Below are 14,387 nucleotides of genomic sequence, written 5' to 3' on the forward strand. Positions count from 1 at the left end.
GCGGAATTATGGGTGCCCATGATGCCGGGCAGGGCTGCGCGTGAGCGGTGAGGCGGGGCCGTTCGGTACTGTCGGCGGCGATGCACAAGACCTTGATCGTGACCAACGACTTTCCGCCCAGGCCCGGCGGCATCCAGGCGTTCCTGCACAACATGGCGCTGCGGCTGGACCCGGAGCAGGTCGTCGTATACGCCTCCACCTGGAAGCGCGGCCGCGAGGGTGCCGAGGCGACCGCCGCGTTCGATGCCGAGCAGCCCTTCACCGTCGTACGGGACCGTACGACGATGCTGCTGCCGACTCCGCGCGTGACCCGGAGGGCGACCCAGCTGCTGCGCGAGCACGGCTGCCAATCCGTGTGGTTCGGGGCCGCCGCCCCGCTCGGTCTGATGGCGCCCGCCCTGCGCGGGGCCGGGGCGCGGCGGCTGGTGGCCACCGCGCACGGACACGAGGCGGGCTGGGCGCAGCTGCCCGTCTCCCGGCAGCTGCTGCGGCGGATCGGTGAGGGCACGGACACGATCACCTATCTGGGTGAGTACACGCGCTCCCGCATAGCCGCCGCGCTGACGCCTCAAGCGGCCGGCCGCATGGTCCAACTGCCGCCCGGTGTCGATGAGAAGACATTCCATCCGGGCTCGGGCGGGGACGCGGTCCGGGAGCGCCTGGGGCTCGCCGGCCGGCCGGTGGTGGTGTGCGTATCGCGGCTGGTGCCGCGCAAGGGCCAGGACACACTGATTCTGGCGATGCCCGAGATCCTGGCGAAGGTGCCGGACGCGGTACTGCTGATCGTCGGCGGCGGTCCGTACGAGAAGGATCTGCGGAAGCTGGCGGACGAGACCGGGGTCGCACAGTCGGTCCGCTTCACCGGCCCCGTGCCCTGGGAGGAGCTGCCGGCCCACTACGGCGCCGGCGATGTCTTCGCGATGCCCTGCCGTACCCGAAGGGGCGGTCTGGACGTCGAGGGCCTCGGAATCGTGTATCTGGAGGCATCGGCGACCGGCCTGCCCGTCGTCGCGGGCGATTCGGGCGGCGCCCCCGACGCCGTACTCGACGGAGAGACGGGCTGGGTGGTCCGCGGCGGCTCGGCGAAGGAGTCGGCCGAGCGGATCGTGGCCCTGCTCGAGGATCCCGGGCTGCGGCAGCGGATGGGGGAGCGAGGCCGGGAGTGGGTCGAGGAGAAGTGGCGCTGGGACCTGCTGGCCGAGAAACTTCGGACACTTCTCTGAGCTGCGTAAAGTCTTTTTTGATGGGGCGTCAGTTTTAGGTCGCGCGGAGCATGGGCGGATGGTGAGATTTCGCCCATGCTCCGGACATGACATCACATCTGACGCGCCGTCAACTGCTGGGCGTCGCCGCCCTGCAGACAGCGGCCGCGCTCGGCTTCACCCGCATTGGTCTCTCCTCGGCAGCCGCCGTACAGCCCACGGCCGCCGACTACGCCCCCGCCGTCGTGATCGGTTCCGGCTACGGCGCCGCCGTCGCCGCCCTCCGCCTCGGCGAGGCGGGCGTGCGCACCCTGGTCCTGGAGATGGGCCGGCTCTGGGACACCCCGGGCCCGGACGGAAAGATCTTCTGTAGCACCGGAGCGCCCGATCAGCGCTCCATGTGGTTCCGCACCCGCACCGAGGCGCCGCTCGCAACCTTCCTCTGGCTGGATGTCGTCAACAAGGACATCAGCTCCTACCCCGGTGTCCTCGACCGGGTCCGCTACGCCGAGATGTCCGTCTTCGTCGGCCGGGGAGTCGGCGGCGGATCGCTGGTCAACGGCGGAATGGCGGTGACCCCGCCGCGTCCGTACTTCTCCGAGGTGCTGCCCCAGGTCGACGCCGCGGAGATGTACGGCACGTACTTCCCGCTGGCCCGCCGGATGCTCGGCGTCAACACCGTCGATCCGGCCTGGTTCGAGTCCACCGAGTGGTACCGCTTCTCGCGGATCTCGCGCAAGCACGCCCAGAACGCCGGACTGAAGACCGTCTTCGTGCCGAACGTCTACGACTTCGGCTACATGCAGCGCGAAGCCGCCGGACAGGCCACCAGGTCGGCGCTCGCCGGCGAGGTCATCTACGGCAACAACCACGGCAAACGCAGCCTCGACAAGACCTATCTCGCCGCCGCGCTCGGCACCGGCAACGTCACCATCGAGACCATGAGCCGGGCCAGAGGCATCCGGCCGGAGCCGGGCGGCGGCTACGTCCTGACCGTGGAGCGCACGGACACCGCGGGCCGCGTCGTCGAGACCACGGAGATCGGCTGCAAGCAGCTCTTCCTCGGCGCCGGCAGTATCGGCAGCACCGAACTCCTGCTGCGCGCCCGGGAGAAGGGCACCCTGCCCGGACTCAGCACCGAGGTCGGCAAGGGCTGGGGCCACAACGGCAATGTGATGACCGGCCGCGCCAACCACATCTGGGACACCGTCGGGGCGAACCAGGCGACCATGCCCACCCTGGGCATCGACGACTGGGCCAACCCCACCAACCCCGTCTTCGCCGAGATAGCGCCGCTGCCGATGGGGTTCGAGCACTGGATCAGCCTCTATCTGGCGATCACCAAGAACCCCGAGCGCGGCAGCTTCTCGTACGACGCGGCGACCGACTCGGCCAGGCTCAACTGGACCCGGTCGCAGAACCAGCCCTCCGTCAAAGCGGCCAAATCGCTCTTCGACCGCGTCAACAGGGCCAACGTCACCATCTACCGGTACGACCTCTTCGGCGGCAACAAGACCTTCGCCGACGACTTCACGTACCACCCGCTGGGCGGCTGCGTACTGGGCCGGGCCACCGACAACTACGGCCGTGCCAAAGGGTATTCAGGGCTGTACGTCACCGACGGCGCCCTGGTCCCCGGCTCGATCGGGGTTAATCCGTTCGTCACCATCACGGCGCTCGCCGAACGGAACATGACCCGGATCCTCGCCGAGGACCCCAGCGGCTGACCTCTGGCCAAGGGCTGTCAGCGGCCGTTCAGCCGCGGTAGATCGCCTCGATCTCGTCGGCGAAGTCCTTCGCCACCACATTGCGCTTCAGCTTCAGCGACGGCGTGATGTGTCCCGCCTCTTCAGTGAACTGGGAGTCAAGGATCCTGAACTTCCGCACCGACTCCGCCTTGGAGACAGCCGCGTTGCCCTCATCCACCGCCTGCTGGACCTCCGCGAGCAGATCCACGTCGTCGCGCAGCGAGGCCGCGGTCGAACCGGCCGGCTTTCCGTGGTCCGAGACCCAACGCCCCAGGAATTCCTCGTCGATGGTGACCAGCGCGCCCACGAACGGCCGTCCGTCGCCCACCACCATGCACTCCGCGACCAGCGCGTGTGCGCGGATGCGGTCCTCGATCACCGCGGGAGCGACGTTCTTGCCGCCCGCGGTGACCAGGATCTCCTTCTTGCGGCCCGTGATCGCGAGGTATCCGTCCTCGTCCAGCGTGCCGATGTCACCCGTGTGGAACCAGCCGTCGGCCAGCGCCTCCGTGGTCGCCGCCTCGTTGTTCCAGTAGCCCTGGAAGAGATGCTCGCCGTGCAGCAGCACCTCGCCGTCGTCCGCGATCCGCACCACCGAGCCCGGCAGCGGCTGACCGACCGTGCCGATCTTCTGCCGGTCCCACGGGTTGAACGCGGTCGCCGCGCACGACTCGGTGAGGCCGTAGCCCTCCAGCACCGTGAAGCCGATGCCGCGGAAGAAGTGCCCGAGCCGCTCGCCCAGCGGCGCGCCGCCGGAGACCGCGTACTCACCGCGCCCGCCCAGCACCGCACGCAGCTTGCTGTAGACGAGCCTGTCGAAGACCTTGTGCTTGAACTTCAGACCGATCGAGGGCCCCTCGGGGGTGCCCAGCGCGCAGCTGTAGGTGATCGCCGTCTGCGCGGCCTTGTCGAAGATCTTGCCCTTGCCGTCCGCCTGCGCCTTGGCGCGCGCGGAGTTGTAGACCTTCTCGAAGACACGCGGCACACCGAGGATCAGCGTCGGCCGGAAGGAGGCGAGCTCGTCGGTGAGGTTCTTGATGTCCGGTACACAACCGAGCTTGATCGGCGCCATCACGGCCGCGAGCTCGACCATGCGACCGAAGACATGCGCGGTCGGCAGGAAGAGCAGCACCGAGCTCTCGCCGGTACGGAAGAGGGGCTTGAGGCGCTCGACCAGGTTGCCGATCTCCGCGAAGAAGGCGCGGTGGGTGAGCACACAGCCCTTGGGGCGGCCGGTGGTCCCGGACGTGTAGACGATGGTCGCCGGGTCATCCGCCCGGGAGCTCCCGCTGCGCTCGTCGAGCAGCGAGTCGGTGATCTCGGCGCCGGCGGCGGTCAGTTGCTCGATCGCGCCCCGCTCGATCTGCCAGCTGTGGCGCAGGCTGGGCAGCCGGTCGCGTACGGACTCGACGGCGGCGGTGTGCGCCTCGCCCTCGACGATCACCGCGACCGCGCCGGAGTCACCGAGTATCCACTGGACCTGCTCGGGGGAGCTGGTTTCGTACACCGGCACGGTGACCGCGCCCGCGCTCCAGATCGCGAAGTCCAGTTGCACCCACTCGTACCGGGTGCGAGACATCAGGGCGACCCGGTCGCCGGGCTGAACGCCGGCGGCGATCAGGCCCTTGGCGGCGGCCCGCACCTCGGCGAGGAACTGGGTGGCTGTGACGTCCGTCCAGACGCCGGCCACCTTTCTGCCCATCACTGCGACATCGGGATGCTGCGCGGCATTGCGGCGGATGAGATCCGTCAGGTTGCCGTCCGCGGGGACCTCGTACAGGGCCGGAAGGCTGAACTCGCGCAAGACTGCTGCTCCTCATCGGGCGCCGGCGCCACGGCTCTGTGTGATGCACCGGCTGCGGTCCAAGATCGGGCAGGTGCTCAGTGGGGTGAGCACGACTGGACTGCCCGGACGTTACCCACCAGTACTCGGTTCCGGATAGGGGGTTCCGGCCAGATGTTCTCTCTGTCACACGTGTATGGCAGTGCTTCGCGCAGAGTAGTCCACACTCATGACGACTCGGAAGAACGGCTGGTCCGCCCCGCTCTACCGCGTCCCAAGCCGGAGTTTTAGGGTGATCACCATGCGAGGCATGCGAGTCAACGTGGTCAGTGACGTGCACGGCAATGCCAAAGATCTCGCCAAGGCGGGGGACGGCGCGGACGCGCTCATCTGCCTCGGTGACCTCGTGCTCTTCCTCGACTACGCCGACCACTCGCGCGGCATCTTCCCCGACCTCTTCGGCGTCGAGAACGCCGATCTGATCGTGGAACTGCGCACCGCCCGCCGCTACGACGCGGCCCGCGAGCTGGGGCAACGACTCTGGGCAGAGCTGGAGATGGACCGGGAGTCCGCCATCGAGTCGGCCGTACGCCGCCAGTACGCCGAGCTGTTCGCGGCCTTCCCCAACCCGACGTACGCCACATACGGCAATGTCGACATGCCGACCCTCTGGTCGGAGTATGCGCGACCGGGCACCACCGTTCTCGACGGCGAGCGCACCGAGATCGGCGGCCTCGTCTTCGGCTTCGTCGGCGGTGGGTTGCGCACGCCGATGCGCACTCCGTACGAGATCTCCGACGAGGAGTTCGCCGCAAAGGTCGAGGCGCTCGGGGAGGTCGACGTGCTCTGCTCGCACATCCCGCCGGAGGTCCCCGAGCTGACGTACGACACGGTCGCGCGCCGCTTCGAGCGCGGCAGCCGCGCCCTGCTCGAAGCCATCCGCCGCACCCGGCCCCGGTACGCCCTCTTCGGCCATGTCCACCAGCCGCTCACCCGCCGGATGCGCGTCGGCGCGACGGAGTGCGTGAACGTCGGGCATTTCGCCTCGACCGGTCGGCCCTGGACCCTGGAGTGGTGACCAGCCGGGTCGCGATAGCCTGCACCCCACACCACCCCCGGTTCGTACCGCACTGTGAGGAGCCGCAGCGATGGCGGAACACACCAGCTCGAGCATCACGATCGAGGCGGCGCCGGCCGACGTGATGGGCGTGATCTCCGACTTCGCCCGTTACCCCGAGTGGACCGGCGAGGTGAAGGAGGCCAAGGTGCTCGCCACCGACGCCAAGGGCCGCGCCGAGCAGGTCCGGCTGGTGCTCGACGCCGGCGCGATCAAGGACGACCACACCCTCGCGTACACCTGGAACGGCGAGAACGAGGTCAGCTGGACGCTGGTGAAGTCCCAGATGCTGCGCGCGATCGACGGTTCGTACACCCTTGCCGCGGTCGGCGGCGGCGACCGCACCGAGGTCACCTACCAGCTCACCGTAGACGTCAAGATCCCCATGCTCGGCATGATCAAGCGCAAGGCCGAGAAGGTCATCATCGACCGCGCCCTGGCCGGTCTGAAGAAGCGCGTCGAGAGCGGGCCCGCCGTCTGATGCGCACGGTCCTCGTCACCGGCCTCGGCGGCGCGGGCCGGACCACCGTCGCCGCTGCCACCGCGCTCGCCGCGGCCCGGCGCGGCAGCCGCGCCCTGTTCCTCTCCGCCGAGCCGGGCGACGTGTTCGCCGCGCCCGTCACCGGCCGCCCCGACGAACCGGACAGGATCACGGACGGCCTGTGGGCCGCCCGCATCGACTCCGGCGCCGACTTCCGCGCCGAGTTCCTCGCGCTCCAGGAGCGCGGCGCCGCCGGGCTCGATCTGCTGGGCGCGGCGCGGCTCGAGGACGAGGAACTGACCGAGCTCCCCGGCAGCGAGCAGTTCGCCCTGCTGGGCGCGCTGAAGTCCGCCGCGGGCGACTGGGACGTCGTCGTCCTGGACATGCCCCCGCTGCGCGAGACCATCGCCCTGCTCGCCCTGCCCGAACAGCTGCGCCGCTATCTGCGCCGCCTGCTTCCGGCGGAACGGCAGGCCGCCCGGGCGCTGCGCCCGATGCTCGCTCAGCTCGCCGGTGTGCCGATGCCCGCGCAGTGGCTGTACGAGACCACGGCCCGCTGGGACAGCGAACTGGCAGGCGTCCAGGCCATGATCGAATCCTCCGGCACGACCCTGCGGGTGGTCGCCGAGCCGGGCCCCGCGGCCGCCGACGCCCTGCGCACCGCCCGCGCGGGGCTCGCGCTGTACGGACTGCCGGTCGAGACCCTCGTACCGAACCGGATCCTGCCGCGGGACTCTGCCGACTGCTGGCTCGCGACCCTCTACGCACAGCAGGAGAAGTGCCTTACTGACTGGTACGGGGAGTGGACGCCCAAAAGCTCGCTCCGCGAGGTGCCCCACCTCGGCCGGGACCCGCGCGGCCTCGACGACCTCGCCCTCCTCGATACCGGCGACGGGCTCGCCGAAGAAGCCGACAAAGCCGGCGAGGCCGCCGCACCGCACCGGGACCGCGGCGAGCGACGCGACGACCCATGGCGGGTCGCGGAGGGGCACGGCTCCGACAGCGTCTTCGTCTGGGAGCTTCCGCTGCCCGGCGCCGTCAAGGAGGAGCTCGCACTCGTCCGCCGAGGGGATGAACTCCTCGTCACCGCCGGAGCGTTCCGCAGGATCGTGCCGCTGCCCTCCGCGCTGCGCCGCTGCACGGTGGCGGGCGCGGGACTCACGGACGGCATGCTGCGGGTCCGCTTCCAGCCGGACCCCGAGCTGTGGCCGCGGGCCCGCTGAACGCGCCGCCTCCATTCGGGTACCGTCGAGCGTACGAAGCCTCCATTCCTCCGCCAGTTCTTCCGCAGGAGTACGCCATGAGCGATGCCACCGAGCGTCCCTCCGTCGACGACGACGCCTGGGCCAAGGCGTGTGCCGAGGATCTGGAGGCGGAGCGGGCCCGCCGCCGCGCGCAGTACGGAACGCCGCCCGGCTCGGCAGGTGAGGAGCTGCGCAAGCTCCTCGACGCGGTCGCCGAGAAGGTCTCCTCGTTCCAGACGTCGCTGCCGGGCATGGCCGCGCAGAACACCGTGCAGCAGCTGGTCAACCAGGCGAAGGCCGCCGTCGAGCCGGTCATCGAGCGCAACCCGGAGGTCTTCGACCACCTCACGGCGGCGGGCGGCGAGCTGCTCGCCGCGTATCGATCAGCCGTCGAGGGCCATGAGCGACGCTGGACCCAGCGGTCCACCGCCCCCAAGGACGACCAGGACCCGCGTGACGACGGCCCCGGGGCGAGCGAGCACATCGACCTGGACTGACCAGGGCGTGCCCCTCCCTCGGGTACGGTTGGCGGTAGCGGGGCTCGACCGAAAACTGAGGGACACATGGGACTCACCATCGGCGTCGACATCGGCGGCACGAAGATCGCGGCGGGCGTGGTCGACGAAGAGGGCACCATCCTCGAAACGCACAAGGTGCCCACCCCGTCGACCGCTCAGGGCATCGTCGACGCGATCTGCTCGGCTGTCGCCGGAGCCGGCGAGGGGCACCAGATCGAGGCGGTCGGCATCGGCGCAGCCGGATACGTCGACGACAAGCGTGCCACCGTGCTGTTCGCGCCGAACATCGACTGGCGCCACGAGCCGCTGAAGGACAAGGTCGAGCAGCGCGTCGGCCTTCCGGTGGTCGTCGAGAACGACGCGAACGCGGCGGCCTGGGGCGAGTACCGCTTCGGTGCCGGCCAGGGCCACGAGGACGTCATCTGCATCACCCTCGGCACCGGGCTCGGCGGCGGCATCATCATCGGCAACAAGCTGCGCCGCGGACGCTTCGGCGTTGCGGCGGAGTTCGGCCACATCCGGGTCGTCCCGGACGGTCTCCTGTGCGGCTGCGGCAGCCAGGGCTGCTGGGAGCAGTACGCCTCCGGGCGCGCTCTGGTGCGCTACGGCAAGCAGCGCGCCAACGCCACCCCGGAGAACGCCGAGATCCTGCTCGGCCTCGGCGACGGCACGGTCGAGGGCATCGAGGGCAGGCACATCAGCGAGGCGGCGCGGCAGGGTGACCCGGTTGCCGTCGACTCGTACCGCGAACTGGCCCGCTGGGTGGGTGCGGGCCTGGCCGACCTGGCCTCGCTCTTCGACCCGTCCGCGTTCATCGTCGGCGGCGGCCTCTCCGACGAGGGGGAGCTGGTGCTCGACCCGATCCGCAAGTCCTTCCGCCGCTGGCTGATCGGCGGGCGTTGGCGTCCGCATGCCCAGGTGGTGGCCGCGCAACTGGGCGGCAGGGCGGGCCTGGTGGGCGCGGCGGACCTGGCCCGGCAGGGCTGAGATCTTCGTCCTCGATTGCCGGACGGGCTTGATTTTCGGCACCCCGGACGCGCTGAGCGTTCGCCCTCAATGGCCGGACGGGCTGAAGTTCAGCCCGTCCGGCCATTGAGGACTGGGGGTCCCCCTACGCCCGCCAGGGCGTAGGGGGCGGGCCCGGGGCGGAGCCCCGGAAACGCGCCGCACCCGCGTATCTTGCTGCGCATGGCGATCACCGCACTGCCAAACTCCCGCACCGAGCCGGACGGTTCGGCCGTGATCCGGGTGCTCAGCTACAACATCCGCTCCATGCGCGACGACGAGGACGCCCTGGTGCGGGTGATCCGCGCGTGCCGGCCCGACCTGGTGTTCATCCAGGAGGCCCCGCGCTTCTTCCGCTGGCGCAAGCACGCGGCACGGCTGGCCGCCAGGAGCGAGCTGGTGGTGCTGACCGGCGGAGCCACCGCCGCCGGGCCGCTGCTGCTCTGCTCGCTGCGCGCGACCGTGGAGCGCACGGAGGACGTGCTGCTGCCCCTCACCCCTGGCCAGCACCGGCGCGGCTTCGCCACGGCCGTCGTGCGGATCGGGGGCGCCCGGATCGGGCTGCTCAGCTGCCATCTGAGCCTGCAGAGCGACGAGCGCTATGCGCAGGCCGGGATGCTGCTGGACCGGCTGAAGGCGATGGACGTGCCGTACGCGATCGCGGCGGGCGACCTGAACGAGCGGCCCAGCGGCCGGAGCTTCGGCAGGCTCGCGGGGGAGCTGCAGGACGGCTGGGCCGTCGCGCCCTGGGGTGGCGAGCACACCTCGACACCGGACGACCCGCACCAGCGGATCGACGCGATTTTCGCCACCCCGGGAGTGGAAGTGCTGGGCTGCGGGGTGCCGTTGACCCTGCCGGGGATCACCCGGGCCGATCTGCGCGCCGCGACGGACCACCTGCCGGTGCTGGCGGCGCTACGCGTCCCCGCCGCATCGTCCCACTGACCGGGCGCCGACTGAGCCGCGTCCCGCTGCCGCAGGCGGCCGCGGACGGCTCAAGCCCGCGAGGCGACCCGGCGCCGAGCGGCGCGGGGGCGGCGTCGGGAATCAGACCACCGCGCCGCGGCCGGGGTCGTCGTCGTCCTCGTCGTCGCCGTGCGACATCCGGGCCACCAGCGTGCCGAAGCCGCCGAGGAAGCCGCCGACGCAGAGCGTCGTCAGCCACCACGTCATGTTCCACTGCAGCAGCACCGCGACCAGCATCAGCACCGGCCCGCCGACCACCGCCAGCCAGGCGAACTTGGCCGTGACGTCGGCCTCCGGCAGCGGCGGCGGCTCCGGCGGTACGAAGTGGCCCTCGTCGCTCTCGTCGCCCTCGTTGAGGTCGTCGTCCTTCTCCTCGGTCACCGCGTAGTCGCGCGGGCCACCGACCCCGGGCGCGAACGTGATCGAGCTGCCCAGCAGTGCGGGCTTGTCAGCGTCAGGTACCGCCTCAGGTCCCGCGCCAGGCCCGGCATCGGGATCCGGATCGGGCTCGCCGTCCGCCGCCCTGTCGTCCCTCGGCGTCTTGTTCAGATCACCGTCGAGCAGAGCGAGGTCCTCCACCGACTTGAACGGCTTGGCACCCGGCGGGTCGGCCGGCTCCTCGCCGTACCCCTCGACGATGGCCGCCCAGACGGCCTCCTCGTCGATCGGCTGCGGCTCGCGGTCCGCATCGTGCTGTTCAGCCACCGGTGGTGCTCCCCTTCTTCCCGATACTCGGAGCGAGGCGGCCGATGAACGCGTAACTCTCCTCGAAAATCCGCTCCGCATCGTGGTCCAACGTCGCCACGTGGTAGCTCTGTTCCAGCAGGATTTCCGAGACGTCCGTGGAGGAGACCCGGCTGAGGATCCGGGCCGAGTCGGCAGGCGGCACCACGTGGTCCTGCGGGCTGTGCAGCAGCACCATCGGCTGCGTGACCTGGGGCAGCTCGCCGTCGACCAGCCGGAAGAAGTTCCGCAAGGAGTGCGCGGCGTGCAGCGGAACCCGGTCGTACCCGACTTCCTCCGAGCCCTCCTTGGCGATGTCGCTCGTCACCCCCTTCGTCGTGCGCACGAAGTGGCGCGCGACGGGCAGGGCGTACGCCGACAGGCCGTGGACCTTGTTCGCCGGGTTCACCACGACGATGCCGCTGACCGCGTCCCCGTGCTTCGCGGCGAGCCGCAGCGTCAGCGCCGCGCCCATCGAGAGCCCGAAGACGAAGACCCGGCTGCACCGTTCGACCAGCACGCGCAGCTCGCGGTCCACCTCTGCGTACCAGTCCTGCCAGCCGGTGACCTGCATGTCCTCCCAGCGCGTGCCGTGCCCGGGGAGCAGCGGCAGGGAGACGGTCAGCCCGCGCTCCGCCAGATACTCGGCCCAGGGGCGCAGCGACTGCGGGGAACCGGTGAATCCGTGACAGAGGAGGACGCCGACCTCGCCGCCTTCATGGCGGTACGGCTCGGCTCCAGGAAGGACCGGCACCTGGGTCTCCTGTTCGTGAGTGTCTGAAGGTGTACTTCACCGTACGCGACCGGACTGACACCGACCAGGTCCGTAGGCCCCCCGGCACAGGGATGACCGACACACCTCGGGATAAGGTCTGTTCGACAGCACACAGGAGGCACTCGAGTTGATCTACGGCGCTATGAAGTTCTCCATCGGGGGCTCGCTGAAGCTTGCCTTCAGGCCTTGGGTGGAGGGCCTCGAGAACATTCCCGCCGAGGGGCCGGCGATCCTCGCGAGCAACCACCTGTCCTTCTCGGACTCGTTCTTCCTGCCGGCGGTGCTCGACCGCAAGGTCACCTTCATCGCCAAGGCGGAGTACTTCACATCGCCCGGGGTCAAGGGCAGGCTGACAGCCGCCTTCTTCAAGGGCGTCGGGCAGCTCCCGGTGGACCGCTCGGGCGCGCGCGGTGCGGGTGAAGCGGCGATCAAGGCCGGGATAGATGTCATCAAGGGTGGTGGCCTGTTCGGCATCTACCCGGAGGGCACCCGCTCCCCGGACGGCCGCCTCTACCGCGGCAAGCCGGGCGGCCTCGCGCGCGTGGCGCTGGCCACCGGCGCTCCGGTCATCCCGGTCGCGATGATCGACACCGAGAAGATCCAGCCGCCCGGCAAGGTGGTCCCCAAGCTGATGCGCCCGGGGATCCGGATCGGCAAGCCGCTCGACTTCAGCCGTTACTACGGCATGGAGGGCGACCGCTTCATCCTGCGCTCGGTGACCGACGAGGTCATGTACGAGATCATGAAGCTCTCCGGCCAGGAGTACGTCGACATCTACGCGGCGGCCGCCAAGCGCCAGATCGCCGATGCGGAGAAGGCCGAGAAGGCCGAGAGGGCGGCGGCCGAAAAGGCCGCGAAGGCCGGCAAGCCGGGGAACACGGACAAGGCGGAGAAGACGGACCGGCCGGCCGCGTAGCCGCGCCGTCCGTCCTGGGGTGGGGGATATGGCCAAGCGCGAGCGTGTCGTACGGATGTCGGTCGAGCTGCCGCTGTGGCGTGCGCTGGCTGCCTATCGCCTGCTGACCATGGTCTACGCGGTGCTCCTGTTCGCCTTCAACCCCGGCAAGTTCGAGCGCCCATGGGTGGCGGCCGCCTTCCTCGCGGTGATGTCCCTGTGGACTCTGGCCACGCTCCCCAATGTGGCCAACGCGACCCGCTGCACCAAACGCTTCCTGGTCGTCGATCTCACCGTCGCGCTGACCGGGATCATGCTCACGCCGCTGGCCGATGCGCAGGCCCAGACGCAGGACGGCCCGACCCTGCCGACGATATGGACCGCCGGATCGGTCCTGGCGTTCGCCATCAAGGGCGGCTGGCGATGGGCGGGCTTCGCGTCCTCGCTCGTCGCCGTCGCCAATATCATCGAGCGGGGTCAGCCCAGCCGGGACACCTTCCACAACGTCCTGCTGGTCTGGGTCGCCTCCATTGCCATCGGCTACGTGGTCGAGGTCGCCCGCGCGTCCGAGCGCACCCTCGCCCGCGCCCTGGAGATCGAGGCGGCTACCCGTGAGCGGGAGCGGCTGGCCCGCGACATCCACGACGGCGTGCTCCAAGTGCTCGCCATGGTGCAGCGACGCGGTACGGCGCTGGGCGGCGAGGCCGAGGAGCTCGGCCGGATGGCGGGGGAGCAGGAGGTCGCCCTGCGCACCCTGGTCTCCAGTGGTCTGGTACCCACCACGCGCGCCTCCGAGGACGCCTCACTCGGTGCCGTGGTCCGCACCGTCGACGTCGACGATCCGCCCGGCGGCGGCCAACCGCACGATCTGCGCTCGCTGCTGGCCCGGCACGCCGGATCGAAGGTGACCCTCTCGGAACCGGGCGCCCCGGTACTGCTCCCAGCCGCCGCGGCGGCGGAACTCGGCGCCGCTGTCAGTGCCGCCCTGGACAATGTCCGCAGACATGCCGGCGAGAACGCCCACGCCTGGATCCTGGTCGAGGACTGGCCGGACGAGGTGATCGTGACCGTACGGGACGACGGCCCGGGAATCCCGGAGGGCAGACTCGCCCAGGCGGAGGGTGAGGGTCGGCTCGGAGTCGCCCTCTCGATCCGCGGGCGGCTGCGGGATCTGGGCGGCTCGGCCGAGCTGATCTCGGTCCCGGGCCAGGGCACAGAAGTCGAATTGAAAGTTCCACGGGGGAAGGCAGTCATATGACGGACCAGCAGACGATCAAGGTGATGGTCGTCGACGACCACCCGATGTGGCGGGACGCGGTCGCCCGCGATCTGGCCGCGGCCGGTTTCGAGGTGGTAGCGACGGCCGGCGACGGCCCGCAGGCCGTGCGCCGAGCCAAGGCCGTCGCGCCCGACGTCCTCGTCCTCGACCTCAATCTCCCCGGGATGCCGGGCGTCCAGGTCTGCAAGGAGCTCGTCGGCTCCCACCCCGGCCTGCGCGTCCTGGTGCTGTCCGCCAGCGGTGAGCACGCTGACGTACTGGAAGCGGTGAAGTCGGGTGCGACCGGCTACCTGCTCAAGTCGGCCAGTACGGAAGAGCTGACCGACGCCGTGCGGCGCACCGCCGTCGGCGACCCGGTGTTCACGCCGGGCCTCGCGGGCCTGGTGCTCGGTGAGTACCGCCGCCTGGCGTCCGAGCCCGTCCCGATGGCCGCGGACGAGCCGAAGGCACCGCAGCTGACCGACCGGGAGACCGAGGTCCTGCGGCTGGTGGCGAAGGGGCTCTCGTACAAGCAGATCGCCGAGCGGCTCGTCATCTCGCACCGCACCGTCCAGAACCACGTGCAGAACACCCTCGGCAAGCTCCAACTGCACAACCGTGTCGAGCTCGTGCGGTACGCGATCGAGCGGGGTCTCGACGACGTCTGACGCC

14 protein-coding genes are annotated in these 14,387 nt (G+C 70.4%); 11 read left to right on the forward strand and 3 right to left on the reverse strand.

What is annotated here, in order from left to right:
* Positions 1–80: 80 nt before the first annotated feature.
* Both J7E87_RS31230 and J7E87_RS31235 read left to right on the forward strand, forming a co-directional pair.
* Positions 81–1,223 carry a glycosyltransferase family 4 protein gene (locus J7E87_RS31230; RefSeq protein WP_215097976.1) on the forward strand — a complete coding sequence of 381 codons (1,143 nt, stop codon included), beginning with the start codon at positions 81–83 and terminating at the stop codon, positions 1,221–1,223.
* A gap of 86 nt (positions 1,224–1,309) precedes the next feature.
* The gene (locus J7E87_RS31235) at positions 1,310–2,929 is read left to right on the forward strand and encodes a GMC oxidoreductase (protein ID WP_215097977.1); all 1,620 of its coding nucleotides are present in this window, start codon (positions 1,310–1,312) and stop codon (positions 2,927–2,929) included.
* 28 nt (positions 2,930–2,957) lie between these two features.
* Here J7E87_RS31235 and J7E87_RS31240 read toward each other — a convergent pair whose 3' ends face one another.
* Positions 2,958–4,754 carry a long-chain fatty acid--CoA ligase gene (locus J7E87_RS31240; RefSeq protein ID WP_215097978.1) on the reverse strand — a complete coding sequence of 599 codons (1,797 nt, stop codon included), beginning with the start codon at positions 4,752–4,754 and terminating at the stop codon, positions 2,958–2,960.
* 289 nt (positions 4,755–5,043) lie between these two features.
* Here J7E87_RS31240 and J7E87_RS31245 point away from each other — a divergent pair, with 289 nt between their 5' ends.
* From J7E87_RS31245 to J7E87_RS31270, 6 genes are all read left to right on the forward strand, one after another.
* Positions 5,044–5,811, forward strand: a complete 768-nt coding sequence (locus J7E87_RS31245) for a metallophosphoesterase (protein ID WP_215097979.1) — start codon at positions 5,044–5,046, stop codon at positions 5,809–5,811.
* A gap of 70 nt (positions 5,812–5,881) precedes the next feature.
* The gene (locus J7E87_RS31250; RefSeq protein ID WP_215097980.1) at positions 5,882–6,331 is read left to right on the forward strand and encodes an SRPBCC family protein; all 450 of its coding nucleotides are present in this window, start codon (positions 5,882–5,884) and stop codon (positions 6,329–6,331) included.
* Entirely contained in the window at positions 6,331–7,554 is a 1,224-nt protein-coding gene (locus tag J7E87_RS31255) for an ArsA family ATPase (protein ID WP_215097981.1), read from the forward strand. The genes J7E87_RS31250 and J7E87_RS31255 overlap by 1 nt, the downstream gene beginning before the upstream one ends.
* A 77-nt stretch (positions 7,555–7,631) precedes the next feature.
* On the forward strand, positions 7,632–8,072 hold the full coding sequence (locus J7E87_RS31260; protein ID WP_215097982.1) for a DUF5304 domain-containing protein: 441 nt from the start codon (positions 7,632–7,634) through the stop codon (positions 8,070–8,072).
* A 66-nt stretch (positions 8,073–8,138) separates the two neighbouring features.
* Complete coding sequence (locus J7E87_RS31265; RefSeq protein WP_215097983.1) at positions 8,139–9,080, forward strand: ROK family glucokinase; 942 nt, start codon at positions 8,139–8,141, stop codon at positions 9,078–9,080.
* A gap of 201 nt (positions 9,081–9,281) precedes the next feature.
* Positions 9,282–10,043, forward strand: a complete 762-nt coding sequence (locus tag J7E87_RS31270) for an endonuclease/exonuclease/phosphatase family protein (protein ID WP_215097984.1) — start codon at positions 9,282–9,284, stop codon at positions 10,041–10,043.
* A 102-nt stretch (positions 10,044–10,145) separates the two neighbouring features.
* On the opposite strand, the gene J7E87_RS31275 is transcribed toward J7E87_RS31270, so the two are convergent.
* Together J7E87_RS31275 and J7E87_RS31280 are read right to left on the reverse strand one after the other, a co-directional pair.
* Entirely contained in the window at positions 10,146–10,769 is a 624-nt protein-coding gene (locus J7E87_RS31275; RefSeq protein WP_215097985.1) for a hypothetical protein, read from the reverse strand.
* Positions 10,762–11,541, reverse strand: coding sequence for a carboxylesterase (locus J7E87_RS31280; RefSeq protein ID WP_215097986.1), 780 nt, complete (start codon positions 11,539–11,541; stop codon positions 10,762–10,764). Before J7E87_RS31280 ends, J7E87_RS31275 begins: the two co-directional genes overlap by 8 nt.
* Before the next feature lie 148 nt (positions 11,542–11,689).
* On the opposite strand from J7E87_RS31280, the gene J7E87_RS31285 reads away from it, so the two are divergent.
* From J7E87_RS31285 to J7E87_RS31295, 3 genes are read left to right on the forward strand one after another with little or no spacing between them, the layout of a single operon-like run.
* The gene (locus tag J7E87_RS31285; RefSeq protein WP_215097987.1) at positions 11,690–12,478 is read left to right on the forward strand and encodes a 1-acyl-sn-glycerol-3-phosphate acyltransferase; all 789 of its coding nucleotides are present in this window, start codon (positions 11,690–11,692) and stop codon (positions 12,476–12,478) included.
* 28 nt (positions 12,479–12,506) lie between these two features.
* Complete coding sequence (gene macS, locus J7E87_RS31290) at positions 12,507–13,715, forward strand: MacS family sensor histidine kinase (protein WP_215097988.1); 1,209 nt, start codon at positions 12,507–12,509, stop codon at positions 13,713–13,715.
* Entirely contained in the window at positions 13,712–14,383 is a 672-nt protein-coding gene (locus J7E87_RS31295; protein WP_215097989.1) for a response regulator transcription factor, read from the forward strand. The genes macS and J7E87_RS31295 overlap by 4 nt, the downstream gene beginning before the upstream one ends.
* Positions 14,384–14,387: the final 4 nt, after the last annotated feature.

The organism is Streptomyces sp. ISL-1, from assembly GCF_018614585.1.
In the GTDB taxonomy this organism is placed as follows: Bacteria; Actinomycetota; Actinomycetes; order Streptomycetales; family Streptomycetaceae; genus Streptomyces; species Streptomyces maoxianensis.

Bases quoted from the DNA above. Each gene is read 5' to 3' on its own strand.
- J7E87_RS31265 (WP_215097983.1), top strand. From the start codon at position 8,139: ATGGGACTCACCATCGGCGTCGACATCGGCGGCACGAAGATCGCGGCG.
- J7E87_RS31250 (WP_215097980.1), top strand. From the start codon at position 5,882: ATGGCGGAACACACCAGCTCGAGCATCACGATCGAGGCGGCGCCGGCC.
- J7E87_RS31260 (WP_215097982.1), top strand. From the start codon at position 7,632: ATGAGCGATGCCACCGAGCGTCCCTCCGTCGACGACGACGCCTGGGCC.
- J7E87_RS31295 (WP_215097989.1), top strand. From the start codon at position 13,712: ATGACGGACCAGCAGACGATCAAGGTGATGGTCGTCGACGACCACCCG.
- J7E87_RS31245 (WP_215097979.1), top strand. From the start codon at position 5,044: ATGCGAGTCAACGTGGTCAGTGACGTGCACGGCAATGCCAAAGATCTC.
- macS (WP_215097988.1), top strand. From the start codon at position 12,507: ATGGCCAAGCGCGAGCGTGTCGTACGGATGTCGGTCGAGCTGCCGCTG.
- J7E87_RS31230 (WP_215097976.1), top strand. From the start codon at position 81: ATGCACAAGACCTTGATCGTGACCAACGACTTTCCGCCCAGGCCCGGC.
- J7E87_RS31270 (WP_215097984.1), top strand. From the start codon at position 9,282: ATGGCGATCACCGCACTGCCAAACTCCCGCACCGAGCCGGACGGTTCG.
- J7E87_RS31235 (WP_215097977.1), top strand. From the start codon at position 1,310: ATGACATCACATCTGACGCGCCGTCAACTGCTGGGCGTCGCCGCCCTG.
- J7E87_RS31255 (WP_215097981.1), top strand. From the start codon at position 6,331: ATGCGCACGGTCCTCGTCACCGGCCTCGGCGGCGCGGGCCGGACCACC.